Annotated in this window: 15 protein-coding genes; 9 read left to right on the plus strand and 6 right to left on the minus strand. The window is 68.0% G+C overall.

Annotated elements, in window-relative coordinates:
• Window positions 1-65 precede the first annotated feature (65 nt).
• The gene (locus tag ACY34H_RS17735; protein ID WP_464978789.1) at window positions 66-950 is read right to left on the minus strand and encodes an MBL fold metallo-hydrolase; all 885 of its coding nucleotides are present in this window, start codon (window positions 948-950) and stop codon (window positions 66-68) included.
• A gap of 122 nt (window positions 951-1072) precedes the next feature.
• Here ACY34H_RS17735 and ACY34H_RS17740 point away from each other — a divergent pair, with 122 nt between their 5' ends.
• Complete coding sequence (locus ACY34H_RS17740) at window positions 1073-2032, plus strand: GlxA family transcriptional regulator (RefSeq protein WP_464978790.1); 960 nt, start codon at window positions 1073-1075, stop codon at window positions 2030-2032.
• Window positions 2033-2068: 36 nt separating this feature from the next.
• On the opposite strand, the gene ACY34H_RS17745 is transcribed toward ACY34H_RS17740, so the two are convergent.
• Entirely contained in the window at window positions 2069-3103 is a 1035-nt protein-coding gene (locus tag ACY34H_RS17745) for an AraC family transcriptional regulator (protein WP_464978791.1), read from the minus strand.
• Window positions 3104-3257: 154 nt separating this feature from the next.
• Between ACY34H_RS17745 and fabF the strand changes: the two genes are divergently transcribed.
• On the plus strand, window positions 3258-4529 hold the full coding sequence (gene fabF / locus ACY34H_RS17750) for a beta-ketoacyl-ACP synthase II (RefSeq protein WP_464978792.1): 1272 nt from the start codon (window positions 3258-3260) through the stop codon (window positions 4527-4529).
• Here fabF and ACY34H_RS17755 read toward each other — a convergent pair.
• Window positions 4526-5551 carry a M29 family metallopeptidase gene (locus tag ACY34H_RS17755; protein WP_464978793.1) on the minus strand — a complete coding sequence of 342 codons (1026 nt, stop codon included), beginning with the start codon at window positions 5549-5551 and terminating at the stop codon, window positions 4526-4528. The two genes, fabF and ACY34H_RS17755, sit on opposite strands and share 4 nt — an antisense overlap.
• Window positions 5552-5713: 162 nt before the next feature.
• Here ACY34H_RS17755 and ACY34H_RS17760 point away from each other — a divergent pair, with 162 nt between their 5' ends.
• From ACY34H_RS17760 to ACY34H_RS17790, 7 genes are all read left to right on the plus strand, one after another.
• Entirely contained in the window at window positions 5714-6175 is a 462-nt protein-coding gene (locus ACY34H_RS17760) for a hypothetical protein (RefSeq protein ID WP_464978794.1), read from the plus strand.
• Window positions 6176-6333: 158 nt separating this feature from the next.
• Window positions 6334-7860 carry a hypothetical protein gene (locus ACY34H_RS17765; protein ID WP_464978795.1) on the plus strand — a complete coding sequence of 509 codons (1527 nt, stop codon included), beginning with the start codon at window positions 6334-6336 and terminating at the stop codon, window positions 7858-7860.
• Window positions 7857-9353 carry a hypothetical protein gene (locus ACY34H_RS17770; protein WP_464978796.1) on the plus strand — a complete coding sequence of 499 codons (1497 nt, stop codon included), beginning with the start codon at window positions 7857-7859 and terminating at the stop codon, window positions 9351-9353. The genes ACY34H_RS17765 and ACY34H_RS17770 overlap by 4 nt, the downstream gene beginning before the upstream one ends.
• Window positions 9354-9371: 18 nt before the next feature.
• Window positions 9372-9866 carry a hypothetical protein gene (locus ACY34H_RS17775; RefSeq protein WP_464978797.1) on the plus strand — a complete coding sequence of 165 codons (495 nt, stop codon included), beginning with the start codon at window positions 9372-9374 and terminating at the stop codon, window positions 9864-9866.
• 2 nt (window positions 9867-9868) lie between these two features.
• A complete protein-coding gene (locus ACY34H_RS17780) occupies window positions 9869-13522 on the plus strand; it encodes a tubulin-like doman-containing protein (protein ID WP_464978798.1) in 3654 nt (1217 codons plus the stop codon).
• 180 nt (window positions 13523-13702) lie between these two features.
• Window positions 13703-14758, plus strand: a complete 1056-nt coding sequence (locus ACY34H_RS17785) for a hypothetical protein (protein WP_464978799.1) — start codon at window positions 13703-13705, stop codon at window positions 14756-14758.
• 35 nt (window positions 14759-14793) lie between these two features.
• A complete protein-coding gene (locus tag ACY34H_RS17790; RefSeq protein ID WP_464978800.1) occupies window positions 14794-15237 on the plus strand; it encodes a hypothetical protein in 444 nt (147 codons plus the stop codon).
• A 10-nt stretch (window positions 15238-15247) separates the two neighbouring features.
• Here ACY34H_RS17790 and ACY34H_RS17795 read toward each other — a convergent pair whose 3' ends face one another.
• From ACY34H_RS17795 to ACY34H_RS17805, 3 genes are all read right to left on the minus strand, one after another.
• Complete coding sequence (locus ACY34H_RS17795) at window positions 15248-17296, minus strand: tetratricopeptide repeat-containing diguanylate cyclase (protein WP_464978801.1); 2049 nt, start codon at window positions 17294-17296, stop codon at window positions 15248-15250.
• A gap of 219 nt (window positions 17297-17515) precedes the next feature.
• On the minus strand, window positions 17516-19276 hold the full coding sequence (locus ACY34H_RS17800; RefSeq protein ID WP_464978825.1) for an ABC transporter ATP-binding protein: 1761 nt from the start codon (window positions 19274-19276) through the stop codon (window positions 17516-17518).
• Window positions 19277-19340: 64 nt separating this feature from the next.
• On the minus strand, window positions 19341-21092 hold the full coding sequence (locus ACY34H_RS17805; RefSeq protein ID WP_464978802.1) for an ABC transporter ATP-binding protein: 1752 nt from the start codon (window positions 21090-21092) through the stop codon (window positions 19341-19343).

Genomic DNA, 21092 nt, shown 5'->3' on the forward strand with positions numbered 1-21092 from the left:
TTCTCCATTTGAAAGTTTGGCTGCTGCTGGCAGGATTTCACGCTTTCCGGCATGAAGCAAAATGTTCAGAACTTCAGCACTTCGCCATCGGCGGGGATGCGCACGCGGTCGCCGATCTTGTGCTCTTTCACGTGGTCGCGCAGTTCCTTGCGGCTCAGCGTCATGTGATTGATGGCATCCATGTGGGTGGCGATGATGGTTGCGTTGGGCATGGCCTGCCAGGCGTGCAGCACGTCGTCCTTGCCCATGATGATGGCGCCGGTGTAACCCTTCATGCGGGCGTCGCCCGTGTTGAGGATGACCACGTCGGGCTTGAACCTGGCCAGCGTGCCGTCGACGGTGGCGTTCCAGATCGTGTCCCCCACGATATAGACGGTCTTGGCGCCCGGGGCCTGGAACACGACACCCATTGCCTCGCCCAGCGCGTCGGCCAGCGGCTTCTTGCTGTACATCTGTTCGGTACCGTGCCGGCCGCCAGTCCTGGTCAGGCGCACGCCTTCGAACTCGGTGCTGTCGGCCAGGATGCGCACATCGGTATACCCCTGGCCGCGGATCACCTTGGCGTCGGCTTCATGCTGGACAAACAGCGGCGTCGCTTTGGGGATGAATGCGTGGTCGCCGCCGTCCCAATGGTCGAGGTGGGTATGGGTGACGATCACCGCGTCCACGCCGCGCATGATGTCCTTCACCGGCAGCGGCAGCTCTACGGTCGGGTTGCGCAGCTCGCTGTGGAACGTGCCTGGAAAGCCGGGGTAGGTTCCCTTCCTTGCCAGGAACGGATCGACCAGGAAGGTCTTGCCGGCGTAATCGATCTTGGCCGTGGCGTTGCGGATCTGCTGGACCTGAACCGCTGCACTGGCAGTGGCAACGCCAGTGTCGGCGTGGGCGATGCCCGCCGCGTTGCCGGCAGCCAGTACCATGGCGATGACGAGTGTCTTGAGGGTTTTCATTTTGTTGCTCCCGTAATTAAGTATCGACAGGCAGCATTGTGGCGGGGCCGGCGCGAACAAAAAATCGACCCGAATGCCAACTATCGAAACTTTTGGGCCAAAACGGGCTATCATCGACCATCATGCAAAAAAAGCCTCCGGTCGTTGCCCTGATCCTCTATGCCAGCTTCAGCCCGTTCCACTTTTCGGTGCCTTACCTGGTATTCAGCGCCGGGCAGCCGGAGGAGCCGCTGTTCGATTTGCGCATCGTCTCGTCGGGCGCGGGCTCACTCAGCGCCGAGCGTGCGCTGACGGTGCATCCGGATGGCGGGCTGGAACTGGCGGAAACTGCCGATATCCTGGTGATGCCCGGGTGGCACGACCTGGACGCCCGCCCCGATGACGATCTGGTGGCGGCATTGACGCGTGCCCACGCCAGGGGAGCGCATGTGGTGGGCCTATGCTATGGCGCCTATCCGCTGGCGTATGCCGGCCTGCTCGACGGCAAGCGGGCATCCACGCACTGGATGGCGGAGCAGGATTTCTGCCGGCGCTTCCCGCGTGTCAAGCTCGACATGAATGCGCTGTATGTCGAGGAGGACAAGCTGATCACCTCGGCGGGCACCGGCGCCGGACTCGATTGCTGCCTGTACCTGGTGCGCGAATTCTACGGTGCCCGCGTGGCCAACAAGGTGGCGCGCACCATGGTCATACCGCCTCACCGCGAGGGCGGCCAGGCCCAGTTCATCGAGCAGCCGGTCGCCGCGTCCACCCAGGACGCGCAGCTCAACATCCTGCTCGACTATCTTCGCAATAACCTCGACCGGACACACAGCATCGACGAACTGGCCGAGCGCATCGCCATGAGCCGCCGTACCTTTACCCGCCACTTCAGCAAGGCGACCGGCATGACGCTGGTCGACTGGCTGGTCAATGAACGACTTCACCGGACGCGCGAACTGCTGGAAAACACATCGCTGTCGATCGACAGGATTGCCGGCATGGCGGGGTTCCAGACGCCAACCTCGTTCCGCCAGCACTTCAAGAAGCGGTTCCAGGTCAGCCCCAGGGACTGGCGCAAGACATTCACTGCCATGAAGTAGAAGCGTCAGTCGAGCAAGCTTGCAAAATAAAATTCTTTACTCACCCTGGCGCGTACCCTTGCGATAATCGGAAGGACTGCTCCCGGTCCAGTGCCTGAATGCGCGGCAGAATCCGGTAGCATCGGCAAAGCCGAGATCGAAAGCCAGCGCTGCCACGGCCGTATTCGAATTCGCCAGCCGGTGGACGGCGATATCGCGCCGCAAGCCATCCTTGACCGCCTGGAAATGCGTGCCCTCCTCGGCGAACCGGCGGTTCAGCGTGCGCACGGAGACGTGCAGTGCCTGCGCGAGATCGCGGATCGTCACCGGCTCGCCGAGGTGCTGTTCGAGATACGCGCGCGTCCTGGCCGCGATGGAGGCGCGGTGCAGCGCGGTGAAGGTCCAGTCTTCCGGCGCGCGTTTCAGGAATGCCCACAGTTCGTGCTTCTCGCGCTTGAACAGTTCCGCGCAATCCCCGTACGCGAAGTAAAGGCCCGTCACGGCGGCATCGAAACGCACATCGCGCACATCGCCGGGGAACAGGAAGGCATAGTCGTCCACATGCCTGGGCCTGGCGAAGGCGAATTCGACCCGGTGCAGGGCGATCTCCCGGCCGAGCAGCCAGGAAGCGATGCCGTGCGCCAGCTTGATCATCAGCTCGTGCCCCAGCGGACGGGTGATTGCGCCTGGGGTCCTGGCCACCAGCGCCAGCCGCACCAGGTCGTTCCTGGTTGAAAGCTGCAGCCGGTAATCGTCCAGCAGCAGGTTCCAGAATCGCACGAAGCGGTTCAGCGCGACCAGCACGGTCGGCGTATCCAGCAGGCTGAGCATCAGGTATTTCAGCGTGCCGGTGCGGATCGGCCGCGACCACAGCCCCAGCATCTCGTCATCGAGCGTTGCCGCAACCGTGCGGTACAGCGCGACATATTGCCGGCGCGTCAGCCGGGCATCGGGCTGGTCGAGCAGGGACGGCGGGATGGCGGCAGCCGCGAGCACCTGTGCCGCCGCCGTTTCGCCGCGATGCGTGCGTACGAACTCCAGCATCCCGTGCAGGAAGTGCGCCGAAACGGTGAGGGAGCTTTGCCAGGACATATCCATGATCCTCGAATTATCGCGCATATTTTTGGCGCATCCTGCATATCCATTGGCGCGATGTGCCGACCATGCGTCGATCCTGTCCCTATACTGGTCAGCCGCCGCATGGCGTATTTTGCCAATCCTGTACATTGGCCGAGAGGAGCAAGAATTGAATACCAGAAGAATCGTCGTGACCGGCATGGGGATCGTGTCGCCGCTGGGCTGTGGAGTCGAGGCCGTATGGCGCCGCTTGCTGGAGGGGCATTCCGGATTGGCCGTGCTGCCCGGCGAGATCACGGAAGCGATCGCCGCCAAGGTGGCCGGCAGCGTGCCGGACCTGGCGCCCGAACGGCCATGGGGATTCGATGCCGCTGCCGCCGTGGAACCGAAAGACCAGAAAAAGATGGACCGCTTCAGCGTCTTCGCGCTGGCCGCGGCGCAGGAAGCCCTGGACCAGGCCGGCTGGCACCCCGATACCGACAGCGCGCGCGAACGGACGGCAACCATCGTCGGCTCCGGCGTGGGCGGATTCGGCGCCATCGTCGATGCCGTGCGGACCACCGATGGCCGCGGTCCAAGGCGGCTGTCGCCATTCACCGTGCCGGGTTTCCTGGCCAATATGGCAGCGGGCCACATCTCCATTCGCCATGGTTTTCGTGGCCCGCTCGGCGCACCCGTCACCGCCTGCGCCGCCAGCGCGCAGGCCATTGGCGATGCCATGCGGCTGATCCGTGCCGGCGAGGCCGATATTGCCGTGTGCGGCGGCGCCGAGGCCTGCATCGACCGCGTCAGCTTCGGCGCGTTCGCCGCCGCGCGCACGATGTCCACCAGCTTCACCGAGCATCCGGCCCAGGCATCGCGGCCCTTCGATATGGAACGGGACGGTTTTGTCATGGGCGAGGGCGCCGGCATGCTGGTCATCGAGGAACTGGAGCACGCATTGCGCCGCGGCGCCACGCCGATCGCGGAACTGCTGGGCTATGGCACCAGTGCCGATGCCTATCACATGACATCCCCGCCCGAGGACGGTGCCGGCGGGCGGCGCGCCATGGAACTGGCAATCCGGCAGGCGAACCTGGTTCCCGGACAGATCGGCCACCTGAACGCCCATGCAACGTCCACGCCGGTGGGCGACGTCAGCGAACTGGCGGCCATCAAGGCGGTCTTCGGCACGGGCCGCGGCCCCGCCGTCTCCGCCACCAAGTCCTCGACGGGCCACCTGCTCGGCGCGGCCGGCGGCGTGGAGGCGATCTTCACCGTGCTGGCCCTGCGCGACCAGGTGGCGCCGCCCACGCTGAACCTGTCGCGGCCCGATCCGGCCGCGCAGGGCGTCGACATCGTCGGCGGTTCGGCGCGAAAGATCGCGACGGACTACGCGATCTCGAACGGCTTCGGCTTTGGCGGCGTCAACGCCAGCCTGGTATTCGGCCGGCCGGCTTAAACCGTCCAGGCCCCGTCGGCATAGATCCGCTCGCCATCCAGGTACACGCCTTCGGTGACGGCAAACACGTCGACGTGGAAGCGCGCATCCTTGCGCTTCAGCTGCGGCTTCTGGTACTGCCCGTGCTTGGCGCCCAGAGACAGGTGCACGCCGCACATTCGTTCGTAGGTGCCGATATCGTCCACCGTGCGGGTAAAGGAAAACGCGCGGTTCATGCCGAAGCCCAGTTCGCGCACCCAGACCTCGCCTTCGTGGGCGCGGATGATGGCGAGCATTTCGTCGAACGCGGGCGTGCTGTTTTCCGCGCCGGTGACGCGGCCCCGCTCGACGATCATCGTGATCGGTTCGACGGGGCGGTTGACGCGGAACGAGGTGTCGCCGAACACGAACACGCGCACGCGGCCATTGACCGCTTCCAGGTCGCGCGCCTCCGTGAACACTTCGCCGATGGGGAACAGGCCGCCCACATTCTTCATCGCCGAGTAGTCGCCGATGTTCAGCTTGGCTTCCTCGAACGGCCCGGCATAAGTCAGCTGGCAGGCGGCGCCGCTGTCGACCACGCCGCCGCGGGCCCGGTCCAGCCGCGCCTTCAGCGCGTGGCCGGTGCCGCGGAAGTAGGCCGGGTCATAGGCCAGCGCGTCGATGTAGACCAGCCCCTGTTCGCCCGGCATGCGCGACAGGTGCAGGTGCTCGATCACCTTCAGGCCGCGCTGGAACAGTTCCATCCGGATGCGGTATTCGTTCAGGCGGAAGCTGGTGGTCTGGATCAGCACCACCAGGTCGCGCGGGGCGAGGGCGGCGAAGGCGGCCAGGACCTCGTCGGCGCTGACCGCGTCGAAGTCGATGAACACGCCATCGGGCAGTGCGCGCCGGTAGGCTTCCGTCAACACGGCGTTCAGCTCGCTACGGCCATCGAAGACGACCAGCGCGCGGTGCGCCGGCCCGTGTTCCAGCGCGTGGGCCAGCAGGTCGGCCACGTTGCGTGCGGCAGCGTCGCGGACGGAAGGTGAATAAGTCGTCATGTTTGCAGGGGCGGAAAGAAATCCGCAAAAGTGTTGCGGCGAGCACATTATAAGTCGCGTGTCGCCGCTTCTTTCTTGTAGCCGCCCCGAACCCCAAGTAGAATCGCCGGATATATATCCTCTCGGCAACATCTATATGGCCGACGCAAACACGGAGCAAAGATGAGCATAACGTTTGGCCAGGATCTGCCGCTGGAGCGGCCCGATGCGGACGGCCGCGCTGCAGTGTTCGTGCCGAAGGCGGACATCAAGGACGATGTACTGCAACTGGTGCGCAAGGGGGCTGCCGTAGTGGGCTTCGGCAACCACGACCGCAGCGTGACGATTTATTTTGAAAGCAACCGCTTCAACGAACCGACCCTGGCCAAGTGGGAACTGAAGGCCCGCAAGGCCTATGCCCGGCTGGTCGACGACCTGCCGACGACCTCGAAGATGACGACCAAGCTGGAATATTTCGAGCAGGTCGGCTACATCAGCGGCAAGGGCATCAACATCCGCCGCATGGACAGCCTGAAGCGCTGGCTGGAATTTTCCGACGCGATGGAGACGGCACCCGCCAGCGAAAGCGTGACCTGGGCGCTGCCGCCGCCACCGAAAAAATCGTCCATCGACACCGAGCGGTAACAAAAATCCGCTATCCGCCGCGATACCGCAGGAAACCCATTCAAATCAACGCCCCGCCACTGTGCGGGGCGTTTGTTTCAGGTCTTCTCCAGTTCATGAAGTGACAGTCAAATGCGTTATGATTGACGCAACAGATTGCAATCATGGATGGGGGATCGATGGATGACTGGTGGCGGGCCGGGGACAGCGTTTGGCGCGAGGATGCCGCCACGTCCACGCGCTTCGTGCTCGAAGCGGTGCAGGGTGTGCCACGCATCGACTGGGAACTGGCGCGCGGCCGGCTGACGGACGTGGCGCTGCTGGTCGGCGCGGCACTGCCCACCACCTGCGCGCATGCGGCGATCTATCCCCCGGAATTTGCTTTCTGCCCCGAATGCGGCGCAGCGCTGCATCGCGCCGCGCCGGCCCGGCATCCGGCATGGTGGGGCGCTTCGACCGTGACGCCGCCCGGCACGGCGGCCCTGCCGCGCCACGTACCCCACGGCTTGCCGCAAACGGCGCTGGCGCTCGGCGATGCGATCGAGGCGCGCGAGCCGGAACCGTTCGTCGGCCGGCCGGACTGGCGCATGCCGGTGCCGCCCAACGCGGTCTGCGTCTTCGCCGCCGCCGATTTCGGTTTCTCCGCCCAGCGCCTGGTCGCACTGGCCCATACCCGCAACGTGGTGCAGTACTGGGATCCACCCGCTGCCCGCTGGCACGTGTTCACCGCCGACGAAGGCGCGGCGGACCTGCACTTCACCGCCTCGGCCTATGCGTGGCTGCCGCCGGATGCACAGGACGGCAGGCGCGGCGAGTTCGGCATCGTGCCGACCGCGCGGGGCCTGTTCCGTCTGACGATCAATCCGCTGGCCGAAAGCTGGCACACCGAGGCCGTGTTCCAGGCGCCGCTGGCCGCCAGTCCGGGCGGCGTGGGCCGGCGCATCGCCTGCCCGTTCGTCACGCCCGATGGCGTACGCCTGTGGAGCGCGGCCGGCGACGGGGCTGACCCCGAAGTGCTGGACATCGAATCGATGGACCCCGCCGTGCCGGTGCCGCAGGCCGGCTGGTCGCGTCCGTTCAGCTATGACGGCCGGCTGTACTGGCTGCACGAGGACGGCCAGTTGCTGTGGCGCCCCGGCCATGCACCGCGCTGGCTGCCATGGCCGTTCCCATGGACGCCGCGCCTGCAGTTCGGCGGCCCCGCGCGCAGCCGCGACGGCCGCCTGTGGCTGATCGGGAACGATGGCGCCAACTATTCGTTCCGCGCGCTGGACGACGGCGCGGGCCTGGGCACGCCGCAGGTCGAGCCGATCGACGGCGCGCGGCTGGGCTTCGGCACGCTGCTGTTCCGCCGCGGCCACCAGGTGAAGGACGATCCGTGGTCGGTCGAGGATGTGGAAGACCAGGCGCGCGGCGATGCGCTCGTGCTGCCGCTGCTGGAAGCGGTATCGGCCACGCGCGGCCAGCCGTCCGGCCTCGTGCTGCGCGTGCCCGGCTTTACCGGCCGTGCCGAGGCGGCGCTGGCCGGCGAGCTGCTGCCGCGTACCTTCGTCGAATGGATCGGCCGCCACAATGTGATCCTCGACGAGATCGCCCGCCTGAAGCATCCCGGCGATTGCGTGCCGTTCGTCTGGCACGGCAGCCTGTGGCTGCACCACCCGTCGTGGAACGAGATCCGCGGCTGGAAGCTGGAGGACCTTGCGTGACGCGGTTGCAGCGCCTGCTGGTGTCCTTCCTGGCGTCCGCCGTTGCCTCATGCGCCACGGTCAGTGCGCAGGCGGCATCGCACGTGTTCCTGGTGCAGAACTCCGGCTGGATGGAGCCGTTCTATACCGACCCGCCATCGCCCTACAAGGCGCTGGTGACGGAAGTGGTGCAGGCCGCCATGGCGCCCGGCGATGCGCTGGTGCTGGCGGCATTCAACCAGGGCCTGCCGGGGGCGCCATCGCCGCGCGCATTGCTGGCGCAGCAGGGCAGGCCTGACCGGGCCAGGCTGCGCGGCGTGCTGGACCCGCTGGAAGTCGGCCGCAAGCCGGGCGGCAAGGCGATGGCCGATACCGACCTGGGCGAAGCGGTCGGCAGCGCGATCGACGGTGCGCTGGGCGGCAAGCCCGGTCTCGTATGGCTGTTCACGAACAACCGCAACAGTCCGAACAACGACCAGGCCACGGCGCGCCGCAACCGCGAGTTCTACCAGCTGATCCACGAGGGCCAGGCCATCCGCAAGGCGCTGGCGTTCCCGTTGAAGATGCCGGTGCGGGGCGCGCAGTACAGCGCGGGCGGCCTGATGGTCTACGTATTCGCCGTGCAGGAGCAGGGTGCGCGCGAGCTCGATGCGCTGCTGGCCAGCGGCCGGCTGAAGCAGGTGATCACCGAAATGCCGGCGCGCCTGAAACCGCTGGACCAGGACACCGTGCGCCTGGTGCCGGCCCGCGTGGAAAACACGCCGGGCGTGCGCTATGCGGTGCTGCCGGATGGCCGGCTGCGCGCCGAACTGGATGCGGGCAAGCCGGCATCGGGCGACGCCCGCATCACCTGGCGCATCGAAAACACCATGTACCCGTACACCATCACGGCGGCCGACATCAGCGCGCAAGCCGCGCTGGCCGGCGAAGTCAGGCCGGTGGCACTGGGGGCGGACGCGGTGCGCAACCTGGCGCCGGGCAAGCCGCAGCCGCTCGCGTCGTCGCTCAGCCTGCCGGTGGCGAACCTGCCCGGCAAGTGGTCGCTGGCGGCGCTGTCCACCGCGGGGTCCGCGCAGGTGATTCCGGGCCGCATCGAAGTGCGCCTCGCCAACCAGCGGCTGGAACTGTCGCAGGCATTCCGGCAGCGCATGGCCGAGCTGTTCCCCGGTGACCCGTTGCCGGACATTTTCACGCCACCGGCGCGGATCCAGGGTTCGCGCGCGGTGCTGCCCGTGGAGGTGCGGCTGCAATATGGTTCCGGCCCGCTGCTGGCGGCCATCGGCGGCCTGTTCGCGGTGCTGGCGGCGGCCGGCGCGCTGGCGGTGGCGGCCACGCGCGGCCGCAAGGTCGTCGTCACCGTCGACGGCGAACAGCGCACGGTGCGCACCAGGGCCGGCGCGAAAACCCCGCTCTACAACACGGCCGGCGACCAGGTCGCCGAGCTGCACACGACACTCTTCGGCCACCGGCTGGCGAACGTGCGCGAAGGCGCCAGCGTCAGGCTTGGCAAGTAAGAAAACCAGAGGAAAACCATGCAAGCCAACGAACCCCAGCGCGATCCCGGTTTCCGGATCCCCGAAGACAAACCCGCCCAGGCGCCGGCGGGCGACGGCACGCTGTCGACCACGCCGCCTGCCGATACGGCAACGAGTAGTGGCACCGGCGCCGGCGCCGGCACCGGCACCGGCACCGGCACCGGCATCGAGGTCGCGCCCGAAGGGCAGGTACCGGCCACCGACACGTCCACGCGCGACATCGCCATCGGCGGCGCCGTATTCCTGTTCCTGCTGGTGATCTTCTTCTTTGCCCGCAATGCGTTCGCCAACCACCTGGTGCGCCGCCGCGTGGCGCCGTCGTCGGCCGATACCGCCGGCTGGCTGCTGTTCTTCGGGCTGGCCTTCCTGTCCGCCGCGGTGGTGCTGGGCTTCGTCAATTCCACCAAGTTCCTCAGCGTGGCCATCACCGGCACGCTGCTGGTATTCGGCATCGCCGCGATTGCCGGCGCTCTCTTCACCGGGCGGAGGTAGCCGTGGACCCGATCGGGAAAAAGACCGAACTGAAAGTCGACCTGCGGCCCACGCTGTTCATCGGCGCGGGCGGCACCGGCATGGAAGTGATGATGCGCATCCGGCGGCGCATCCTGTCGGCGGTGTGGAACCGGCATCACCCGGCGCGCGTCGAATCGATCGGCGAGTTCCCCGTCGCGCGCTTCCTGCACATCGACCTCGATAGCGGCGCCGTCATCGACGAGGGCAAGTCGCAGCGCACCGACCCGTGGTACGAACTGGTCAAGCTGGGCGACGAGGAACGCCTGGTCGAGCCGATCGACCTGCAGCAGTACCACGAATCGGACGACAGCCTGGCGCGCTTCCCGCTGATCGAAAGCTGGATGCCGCTGCGGCCGAAGAAGCTGCGTTCGCTGGGCATCGACCCGTCGCTGGGCGCGGGCCAGATCCGCGCGGTGGCGCGGCTGTACCTGTTCGACAAGTACCCGAAGCTGCGCGGCCGCATCAAGGGCGCGCTGAACTTCCTGGCATCGAATGCCGGCATCGAGCGCAAGGACAATTACCAGCGCCTCGGCCTGCAGGTCGACACGTCGAAGTTCCGCATCGTCGTCATCGCCTCGAACGCCGGCGGCACCGGCGCCGGCACGGCGCTCGATCTCGGCTGGCTGGCCAAGGCGATCGCCCGCCAGGAAGTGTCGGACAGCCAGGTCGACCTGGTGATGTTCATGCCCACCGGGTATGCGCGCGCCAACAAGGAGCGCACGGAGGCCAATGCCTATGCCACGCTGATGGAAATGGAAACGGCGATGCGCGACATGAACGCGCAGGTGCGCTGGGCCGACCCGGACAGCCTGGTGGGCCGCGGCGCACCGTATGACGATGTGTATTTCGTCGATACCGCCAACCTGGCGAACAAGGCCACGCAGGACGTCAAGGACGTGTACCAGATGGTGGCCGATTCGCTGTTCGAGGATTTCGCCTCGGCCGATTTCGCCAACAGGAAGCGCTCGGTCGCCGTCAACCAGCAGCAGCACAAGCTGGGGCCGTTCAACCCGAAGGTGCCGGAGGCGCGCTTCGGCGACATGCGCCTGTCGTACTCGAAGGTGTATTCGGCGTTCGGCCAGGCCGTGCTCGACACGCAGCAGGGCCTGCGCGAGGATATCCGCGCCTACGAACTGGCGGCGCTGATGGTGAAGGCCTTCTTCGGCATCATCGGCAAGGATGGCGCGCCGGCCCGCCGCGCCGGCGACGGCGAGCGCGACGTGTTCATGCGCGAGCACATGTGGCTGGCCGAGCGCCCGTTCGACGAGTTCCCCGATTTCAAGAAGGGCACGGTGGAGGTGACGCCGTTCCAGGAATACGCGCTGACCGACCAGCTGCTGATGGACAAGGACCAGCGCTCGCTGCTGGAGCGGGTGGAAGCGAAGGTGCAGGCCGAGATCGACCGCATCACCAACGGCTATGACCTGAAGGAATGGCGCGCCAAGCTTGCCGAACTGTTGCCGCACCTGGAGCGCGACGCGATCCGCGAGGCCGGCGCCATCGCCGAGACCAGCGAGGACCGCCTGAAGCGCCACACCCAGGAACTGGTGGCGCGGCTGAAGGGCCGCGTGCGCGAGCGGCTGTATGCGCTGCTGGACGACCGCCGCCAGGGCGGCCTGGAATTCGTGCTGTCGCTGCTGGAGCAGATCAAGGCCCGCGTGGCGCAGCGCGACATCCCGCGCATGGAGCACAACGAGCGCCGCTACCGCGACATGCGCGATGCGCTGCGCACCCGCCAGGTCGAGGAATCGCTGAACAACCTGGCGCAGGCCGCCAACAAGTGGATCAACGCCGGCGCGCAGGCGCGCGAGGTGATCGTCCACCTGAAGCGCGACATTGCCGACTATCTGCGCTTCCACCTGCTGGCGGTCACCGCCGGGCAGTCGGCCGAGGTGCTGCGGCAGGTCTCGGGCTGGCTGGGCGAGCCGCAGTCGGTCGACGAGAAGGGCCAGGCCGTGTGGTCCGGCATCGCCGGCGAGTTCCAGGAAGGGCGCCGCTGCGTCGAAGCGATGCTGGGCGCCGTCGACCAGCGCGTGGCGCAGCTGCGCGCCGATGCGCAGCACGAGCATGCCACCTACATGAAGCTGGCCAGCGACGAGCCGGCGCCGCCGGTGAAGCTGACCGGCGATGTGTCGGCGTGGAGCGAGGAAGTGCTGCTCGAATTCGGCGGCTCGGCGCGGCTGTTCCCGCAGCTGGGCGACGAGAAACTGCGCTCGTCGCTGCTGCTGAAACTGTTCCGCCGCGCGCAGACGCAGTTGTCTACCGAGGAGGCTGGCGAGCCGGTCGATCCGCTGCTCGAGCGGCTGCTGGCGATGTCCGTGCAGGAGCGCCAGCGCGTGTTCGCCGAGTGGCTGAAAAGCGCGATGCCGTGGGTGAACGCGCGCTTCTCGGCCGAGTTCACGCCGGGCGCCGACCAGTTCAAGTGCTTTGTCGGCGTCGGCGACGTCAATGCGTGGAAGCGGCTGGAAGGCGAGATCCGCGCCGCCGCGCCCACCGGGTATTTCCACGGCGAGCTGGTCAACATCGTCAACACCGGCGTCAAGGGCCGGGCGGTGTGCTACATCGAACTGTCCGGCTACCCGATGACGGTGCTGCGCGGCCTGCCCACCTGGCGCACCTCGTACCAGATCGAAAACCCGAAGATTCCCACGCACCTGCATTTCGATGCGACGCGCTTCCGGCATCCGATCGCGCCCGGCATGGACGAACTGAACCGGCTGGCCGACGACTACGAATGGTTCCTGCAGGCCGTGGCGACCGGTGTATTGAAGCGCAAGGCCGATCTCGCCGACCGCGAGGCATCCTTCCAGCCGCGCGGCCAGTACCTGTTCGAGGTGGAGCAGGGCTCGGGCGAATGGCTACAGGTGGGCAACGAGTATGCGATCCGCTCGAACGGCCTGCCGTCGTACTACCGCGAACAGATCGTGGCCACCGTGCAGCAGCGCCTGGCGCGCATGGGACCGCACCAGTTCCTGCTGCTGGCCGCGCTGATGCGGTATTACCAGCACCGCGTCTACCAGCCGCGCCTGGAAGTGGACGAGACCGGGGCCGAGCTGCCGTCGCCGTCGCTGCCGAACATCACGGCGAAGCGGCTGCACGACGGCTGGCTGCGGCGCGCGGTGGCGGCCGAGCCGTCGCTCGCGCAATCGTTCGACCGGGCGCTGGACCTGCTGCCGCAGTGGAGCGAGCCGGTGGCGGGATCGGCGTCCGATGCCTATCAGTGGGAGGTGCAGCACAGCGTCGACAAGCGCGTGCCGCGCGCCGAGTACCTGGCCGGCGAAGCGTCCGCGAAGGCGCTGCTGGGCGGCGGCGTGTCGATCGCCAAGGCGGCCGATGCGCCGGCCGGCGCCGCCGCGTTCAATGGGCCGTCCGCCGCTTCTTCCAGCGCTTCTTCCTCTGCCTCGGCAGCCCTGTTCAAGGTGTTCGTCAACCGCATGCAGCAAGGGCCGTACACCGTGGCCGAGCTGGCCGAGCGGATCGCGCGCGGGGAGGTGAGCGCCGCCACCAAGGCCTGGAACATGCGCTGGGTGCCGCACGTGGATCAATGGCAGCCGGCCGGCGCGGTGGCGGAACTGGCGCCGCTGTTCGCCCAGGCGATCCCCGATCCGGTGGACGACATTCCCGATCCGGAGTAAACGGTGGCCGATTATCGCTGTATCAACGAAGGCTGCGGCCGGACGTTCCCGCGGTCCGTGCGGTTTTGCCCGTACTGCGGCACCGGGCAGTCGGCGGGTGCGCCGCGCGGCGCGGCCGCTCCTGCCCCACAGCCGGCGCCGCCGCCTCCCGCAGCGCCGCCGGTCGCTCCGCCACGGCCGGTGGCACCGCCGCCCGCCGTGCCGCCGGTCGCGCCGCAGCCGGCCCGGCCGCCCGTCGCGCCGGCACCACCGGTCGCACCCGCGGCCGCGCCCCGCTACCAGCAGCCGCAGCCGGCGGCGGGCGTGCCCCGGCCGCCTGGCGGCGTGCCGGGCGGGCCGTCGCTGCCGCCGGTGCGCAAGCCGGTCGGCAAGGGTACCTGGGTCCTCGTGGCGCTGCTGTTGCTGGCGATCTGGTTCCTGGTCAAGCCGGACGATCCGGCCAGGCAGCTGGACAGGAAGATCGACGATGCCATCGCGCTGACGGAAAGCTGCCAGATCGGCGATGCGCGCGCGGCGCTGGCGGAGCTGCGCAAGGAGAAGGCCGATCCCGCCGCGCTGGGGCGCCTGCAGAAAGCGATCTCCGCCACGGCACCGGCGTGCGAGAAGAAGAGCCAGCGCGCCAAGGCGTGGTCCGATGCCCGGGCCGCGCTGGAAGCGGCGCTGTCCGCCAATGCGCTCGACAAGGCGTCGGCGCGGCTGTCGGCCTTCGTCAAGCGCTGGAACGACGACGAGCAGACGCTCGAGATGCGCGGCCGCATCGACGCGCGCCGCGCCGAGAAGCTGCTGGACGACGCCAATGCCTGCCTGGCGAAAAAGGACCGTGCCTGCGTGGAGGCAAAGCTGGACGCGGCCGAGAAACTGCGCCGGCCGGAATCGCGGCCGCGCATCGAAGCCCTGCGCGAAGCGCTGTCGAAGATGCTGGAAGCGACGCTGCTGGAAGGAGCCGGGCAGGGCGGCCTGCCCGCGTATCCGCCGCCGCTGTCGACCACGCCGCCGCGTGTGGCGACCGCCGCCTTGGCAGTGCCCAACGGTGCCGAAGCCCGGCGCCTGCAGGGCGAAGCCGAACGCGAACTCGCCCAGGGCAACTACCGCAGCGCGATCGGCCTTGCCGGGCAGTGCGCAGCGGCCGGCGGCAGCGATTGCGCCGGGCTGCGCGACAGGGCCATCCGCCTCGAGCGCGAACTGCACCTGTGCATGCAGTCCGGCCGCGAATGGGTAGGCCAGCGCTGCGAGTAGGCGAATTTTGTTAAGCTGCCGCGAAGGAGGACATCATGCAACCCATATCACGATACATCGCCGCCACCGGCGCGCTGGCGCTGCTGCTGGCAATGGCTGGCTGCCACAAGGAAGACGACCGCCGGGTCGAGGATGCCGCCGAGCGCGCGGGCCAGGAGATCGACTCGGCCACCGAAAAGGCCGCCGGGCACCTCGAGCGGGCGCGCGAGGACTTGCAGGACGCGGCGAAGGAAACCGGCCGCGAGCTCGATGAGGCGACCGACAAGGCGGCCGTGCACCTGGACAAGGCACGCGAGGACTTCCAGGATGCGGCCAGGGAAACCGGCCGCGGGCTGGACCAGGCAGCGGAAAAGGCCGGCGAACAGCTGAACAGGGCCGCCGAAGTGGTGGGCGAGAAGCTCGAGCGGGCCGGCGAGAAGGTGCAGGCCAGCGCCGAGGCGGCGCGGCAGGACCAGGAAGAAAAGGAGAAGGCGAAGTAACGGCGCCCGGTCAGGCCGCCATGCCCGGCCGCTCGGCCGGGGGCGTGAGATTCGTGCAATTCGCCACCTCGGCCGCCTCGCCCTGCACGACGGAAAGGTCGACGAAACCGTTGCGCCAGGCGCCTTCCAGATCGCGCTCCACCGCTTCCAGCGTGGTCCGCTCCAGGCCGTTGAAGCCCAGCACGCCGTAGGCGCGGTTGCGGCCATGCGACTTGGCCATGTACAGCGCCATGTCGACGAGGTTGACGGCGCGCTCCCACGACAGCGGCGTGCCGCCCGGCGCCAGCGGGAACGGCGCGAAGCCCACCGACACGTTCACCCGCAGTGTGCTGCCGCCGTGGGCGATCGCCTGCGACGAGATGCCGCCCAGGATGCGGCGCGCCACGTCGTCGAGGCCGTCGCGCGGCACCGCCGGCAGGAATGCCAGGAATTCCTCGCCGCCCCAACGCACGATCATGTCGGTTTCGCGCAGCGTGTCGCGCAGGCAGTGTGCGATCGTCTTCAGTACCGCGTCGCCGGCGGCGTGGCCATGGTTGTCGTTGATGTGCTTGAAGTGGTCCACGTCGAGCAGGAACAGCGCGCCCACCAGGCCGTCGCCGGGGGGGCCGCCCTGCTGGCGGCGCTCCACCTGCGGATCGGTGCGCATGAAGTCCTGGAAATGCCGGCGGTTGTACAGCGCGGTCAGCGGGTCGAGCGAACTTTGCTGCTTCAGCTCCAGGTTCTTCACTTCGAGCTGGGCATTGGCCTGGCGCACCTTGCGGTACAGCAGGCCCACGATCGCGGCGGCCAGCGCGAACACGAGCGCCAGCAGCCACCAGACGCGCTGCTGCAGCCGCCGGTTGTCCAGTTCCGCGCCCTTCACGCGGTTTTCCTGCCGCAGCAGTTCGATCTGCCGCTGCTTTTCTTCGGTGTCGTACTTCTGCTGCAGTTCCAGCACGGCTTTCTGGCGCTGCATGGTAAACAGCTCGGTCGAGATGCGGCGCTCGCGGTGATACGCGGCGATGGCACCCTTGAAATCGCCGGCGCGCTCCAGCGCGACACCGTACTCGGCCAGAACCGCCTGCAGGGTTGGCAGGTTGCCGCTTTTCTCATGCACCGCCAGGCCAGCCTCGAACTGCTGCCGCCCCTCGGCCATGCGGCCCATGCCGAGGTAAGCCTGCGCCAGGTTGATGCGCGCGATGGCGACGTTGGCGGGGTCATTGATGGCGGTGGCCGCCGCGACGGCCTGCTGCGCGTACTCGGCCGCGCGGGGAAAGTCCTGGTCCTTCAGGTAACTGTCGGCCAGGTTGACCAGCGTGGCCGCTTCCATTGGCCGCGCGCCCAGCTGGCGGGCTACCTTCAGCGTCTCCAGCATCGCGGCGCGCGCCCGGCCGTACTGCTGCGAATCGATTGCCAGCCCATACTCGGTGGACAACGCGATCGCCAGCCTGCCGCGCGAGCGCATCCGTTTCGCCACTGCCAGCGACTCGGCCTGCACTTCCCAGCCTTTGTCGTACTCCTTCATGTCGGTGTACAGCAGCGCGAGGCCGTTCAGCGCCATCGACAGCGGCACCTTGTCAGCAGGGACGGTGCGGGCAAGGTCCAGCGCCGCCTGGAACTTCGGCAGCGCGGCCGGAAAGTTGCCCTGCTCCTGGAATGCCTGGCCGGCCGTGATGATCGCCTGCACCCGCAGCGGGATATCGGGGATGGCCAGGGAGCGGCGTTCGGCTTCGAACGCCGCCACGTGCGCACCCGGCAGGTCGTTCAGGGAAGTCAGTGCATAGCTGCGCGCCAGCTCGCCCCTTGCCAGTGTGGCATCGTTTCGCTGTGCGCGGCCTTCGGCCACGAGCTCGTTGGCCAGGACCAGGGCCTGCCGCGCGTCGCCGGCCCGCCGCATGGCGCTGCTGTACAGGAACAGGAATTCGGCGCGCGTCGCGTTGGGCGCCGCACGGGCCGCCGCCTCCATGCCGCGCAGCTTGCGCAGCGCGTCGTCGGGGACGAACCGCACCGTTTCGCGCGTGGCCGCGAGCTCCGCGTCGATGTTCCCCTGCCCGAACGCCAGCAGGGGCGCCAGTGCCATGGCCGCCACAAGCTGGCGGCAGAGTCTGCGAACAGGATGAAGGGATGAAAGCGGTCGGGTGGCCACGTAAGGTCCTTGCGCCGCACTCGGGTTGGGTGCGGCGATGAACCCATTATAGGCCTGTTGCCATAAGGAATAATCAGCGGCGCTGAATTCGATGGGGTTTTTCGCCCCGTTGCGGTTCCAGACTGGCTTTTACGCAACAACCGGCCCGCCGCATCAGGCGGCCAGCTGTTGCAATAAATACAGGCGCTGGTACAGGCCGCCCTCGATGCGCATCAGCGCATCGTGCGAACCGGATTCCTCGATGCGGCCGTGGTTCAGCACCACGATGCGATCGGCGTCGCGGATCGTCGACAGGCGGTGGGCGATCGCGATGATGGTCACCTGCCCGCGCAATTCGTCCAGCGCCTGCTGCACGATCTGCTCGGTCGCGCTGTCGATGCGCGACGTGGCTTCGTCCAGCATCAGCACGCGCGGCTCGCCGGCCAGCGCGCGGGCGATCGCGATCAGCTGCTTCTGGCCGGACGACAGGCGCGAACCGCCTTCGCCCAGCAGCGTTTCGTAGCCGTCTTCCAGCGCCATGATGAAGTCGTGCGCATGCGCGGCGCGGGCGGCCCGCTCGATACGCTCGGGCGGCAGGTTGCGGCCCATGTCGATGTTCTCGCGCGCCGAGGCGGCCAGCAGGAACGGATCCTGCGGCACCAGCCCGACGCGGGCGCGGAACGCATCGTGGCCGATATCGTCCAGCGGCATGCCGTTCATCAGGATGCTGCCGCGCGGCGCCGGGTAGTAGCGCAGCAGCAGCGACAGCAGGGTCGACTTGCCGCTGCCGGTATGGCCGACGATGCCGTAGAACGCGCCCTGCGGGATCTGCAGGGACAGGTCGTGCAGCACTTTCTGGTTGCCGACGTAGGCAAAGTCCAGGTGGCGGATGTCGATCGCCGGCGTGCCGGGGGCGGCGTTTTCGTTGGCGGCTTCCGGCCCATCCTTGCCGTGTTCCGGCGCCCCCGCTTCGTCCAGCAGCGTGGCCACGCGCGCGGTGGCCACCACCGATTGCTGCAACTGGGAAAACTGCATGGTGATCTGGATCAGCGGCTCGATCACGCGCGCGATATAGCTGATGAACGCGTACAGCACGCCCACCTCGGCCACGCCGAGCACGGTGCCGTCGGCGCGCTGGCCGAACAGCCAGATGACCGACGCCAGCAGCACCACGTTCAGCATGTCCAGCGCCGGGCGCAGCAGCCATGCGTTGGCGCGGATCTCGGCCACCCGCTGCGTGTACTGGTCTTCGTTGGTGCGGGAGAAGCGCTCGGCGAAGCGGGCCTGGGCGTTGTTCGCCTGCAGCACGCTCATGCCGCCGATCGACTCCGCCACCTGGGCGTTGATGTCGCTGCGCAGCTGGCGCGCCTTCGCCACCGCCGGCGCGGAGAGCCGCTGGTACAGCCACACGATCAGCAGCACGCAGGGCATCAGCGCCACCACCAGCGACATCAGCCGCCAGTCCAGCCATGCCATTGCCAGGATGGTACCGGTCAGCACGATGGTGCTGTCGAGGATCACGAACAGGACCTGGATGTACAGGCCCTTGACCGCTTCGGTGTCGTTCGTCACGCGCGACACCAGCTGGCCGGTGATGGCGCGGTCGAAGAATGCCATCGGCAGCCGCAGCACGTGGCCATACACGCGCTCGCGCAGGCGCTGCACCGAGCGCATCGCCAGCCCGGAAAGGCGCACCAGCTGCAGGTAGCGCAGCCAGGACGAGGCACAGCCTGTCGCAACCACCGCGCCCAGCAGCAGCGCCATCGCCGGCCAGTCCAGCACGCGCGGCAGCAGGTGTTCGTCGATCAGCCGCTTGCCCAGCAGCGGCCCCACCACTTCCAGGCCGGCGGCGATGGCCAGCCACAGCACGGCCCACCACAGGTGGTGGCGATCCGGCGCGGCGGCCTCCTTCAGCAGGCCGAAGGCGCGCCGCATCGATTCGGCAGGGCTGCTTTCCGCGCCTTTTTCCGTGGCGATCCGTGCCGTGTCTTCCTTGTCTTCAGCTTGCATCGAGGCTGGCCTCCAGTTGTTGGTAGCGCCACTGGCTGGCATACCAGCCGTCTTGCGCCAGCAGTTCGTCGTGCGTGCCCTGTTCGACGATGCGGCCATGGTGCAGCACGACGATCCAGTCGGCGTTCACCACCGCCGACAGCCGGTGGCTGGCGATGATGGCGCTGCGTACCGGCCGCTCGCGGCGCAGTTCTTCCAGGTGTTCGAGGATGCGCGTTTCCGTGCCGGTATCCACCGCGGACAGCGCATCGTCGAGCAGCAGCAGGTCGTTGTCGGACAGCAGCGCGCGGGCGATCGCCACGCGCTGGCGCTGCCCGCCGGACAGCGTGATGCCGCGCTCGCCCACTTCCGTTTCATACCGGTGCGGGAACAGCAGGATGTCGTCGTGGATCGCGGCCAGGTCGGCGGCATGTTCCACCTCGGCGCGCGTGGCGCCGGGCCTGGCCAATGCGATGTTCTCGGCGATCGATGCCGAGAACAGGAACGATTCCTGCGGCACCCAGCTGATCGCGCCGCGCAACGCATCGAGCCTGTATTCTTCCAGTGCGTGGCCGTTCCAGCGGACGCTGCCCGACTGCGGCGCCATCTGCCGCAGCAGCACGCGCAGCAGCGTGGTCTTGCCGGAGCCGGTCGGGCCTACCAGACCCAGTGTCTGGCCGGGGCGCAGCCGCAGCGACACGTCCGCCAGCGCCGGCTCGGCCTGGCCGGGATAGCATGCCGTCAGGTGCTCGACCGCCAGTTCGCCGGGCTGCAGTTCGGCCACCGTGCCGTGGTCGGCGATCGTCAGCGGCGCGTCGAGCATCGGCTGCAGCCGCTGCCATCCGGCGCGGCCCCGCTCCAGCAGCGACAGCACCCAGCCGGCCGCGAACATCGGCCAGATCAGCTGCCCGAGGTACATCGTGAAGCTGGTCAGCCCGCCGATCGTCAACTGGTCCGTCCACACCAGGTAGCCGCCCAGGCCCAGCGTCAGGCCGGTGGCCGCCGTCAGGGTCAGGCCGACCGCCGGTTCGTAGGCCGCTTCCCAGCGCTGCGCGGTGAGCGCCGCGTCGGCAGCCTTGCCGGCCAGTTCGGAAAACGTGGCGGCGCTGCGCCCTTCCAGGCCCAGCGTGCGCAGCGTGCGCACGCCGGTCAGGGTTTCCTGCACATGGTCGTTCAGCGCCGAAAAGCGCTTCAGCGAGTCCGCCGCCGCCAGGTGGATCTGCGTCGAGATGCGCCAGAATGCATAGGCCATCAGCGGGAAGGGCAGCAGGGCGACCAGCGCCAGGCGCCAGTCGACGCCCAGCGTCATGATGCCGATCACCAGCACCAGCGTCAGGGCGCCGTCGAAACCGGCCAGCATGGCTTCGCCGGCCGCCTGTTCGATCGAGTCGATGTCGTTGGTGGCCAGCGCCATCAGGTCGCCGGTGCGCTGCTTCTGGTAGAACGCCGGCCCCTGCATCGTCAGGCGGCGGTAGAAGCGGGTGCGCAACTGCACGCCGAGCCGGTACGCGGTCGAGTACAGGCGGATGCGCCATGCCACGCGCAGGCCATAGTTGGCCACGCCGACCAGCAGCAGCAGGCCCACGCCTTCGAGCAGTTCGGTGTGCGGCAGGCGCTGCGCGGCCAGTGCGTCGACCAGCTGGCCGCTCTTGCGGGGAATCCAGACGCCGATGACGGCAACGAGGGCCAGCATCACGCCGGCACCCGCATACGCGCGCCAATGCTCGCGCACGAAGCCGGTAATTAGCCTCGATAAACTCAT

The organism is Pseudoduganella sp. jia 9, assembly GCF_055502615.1.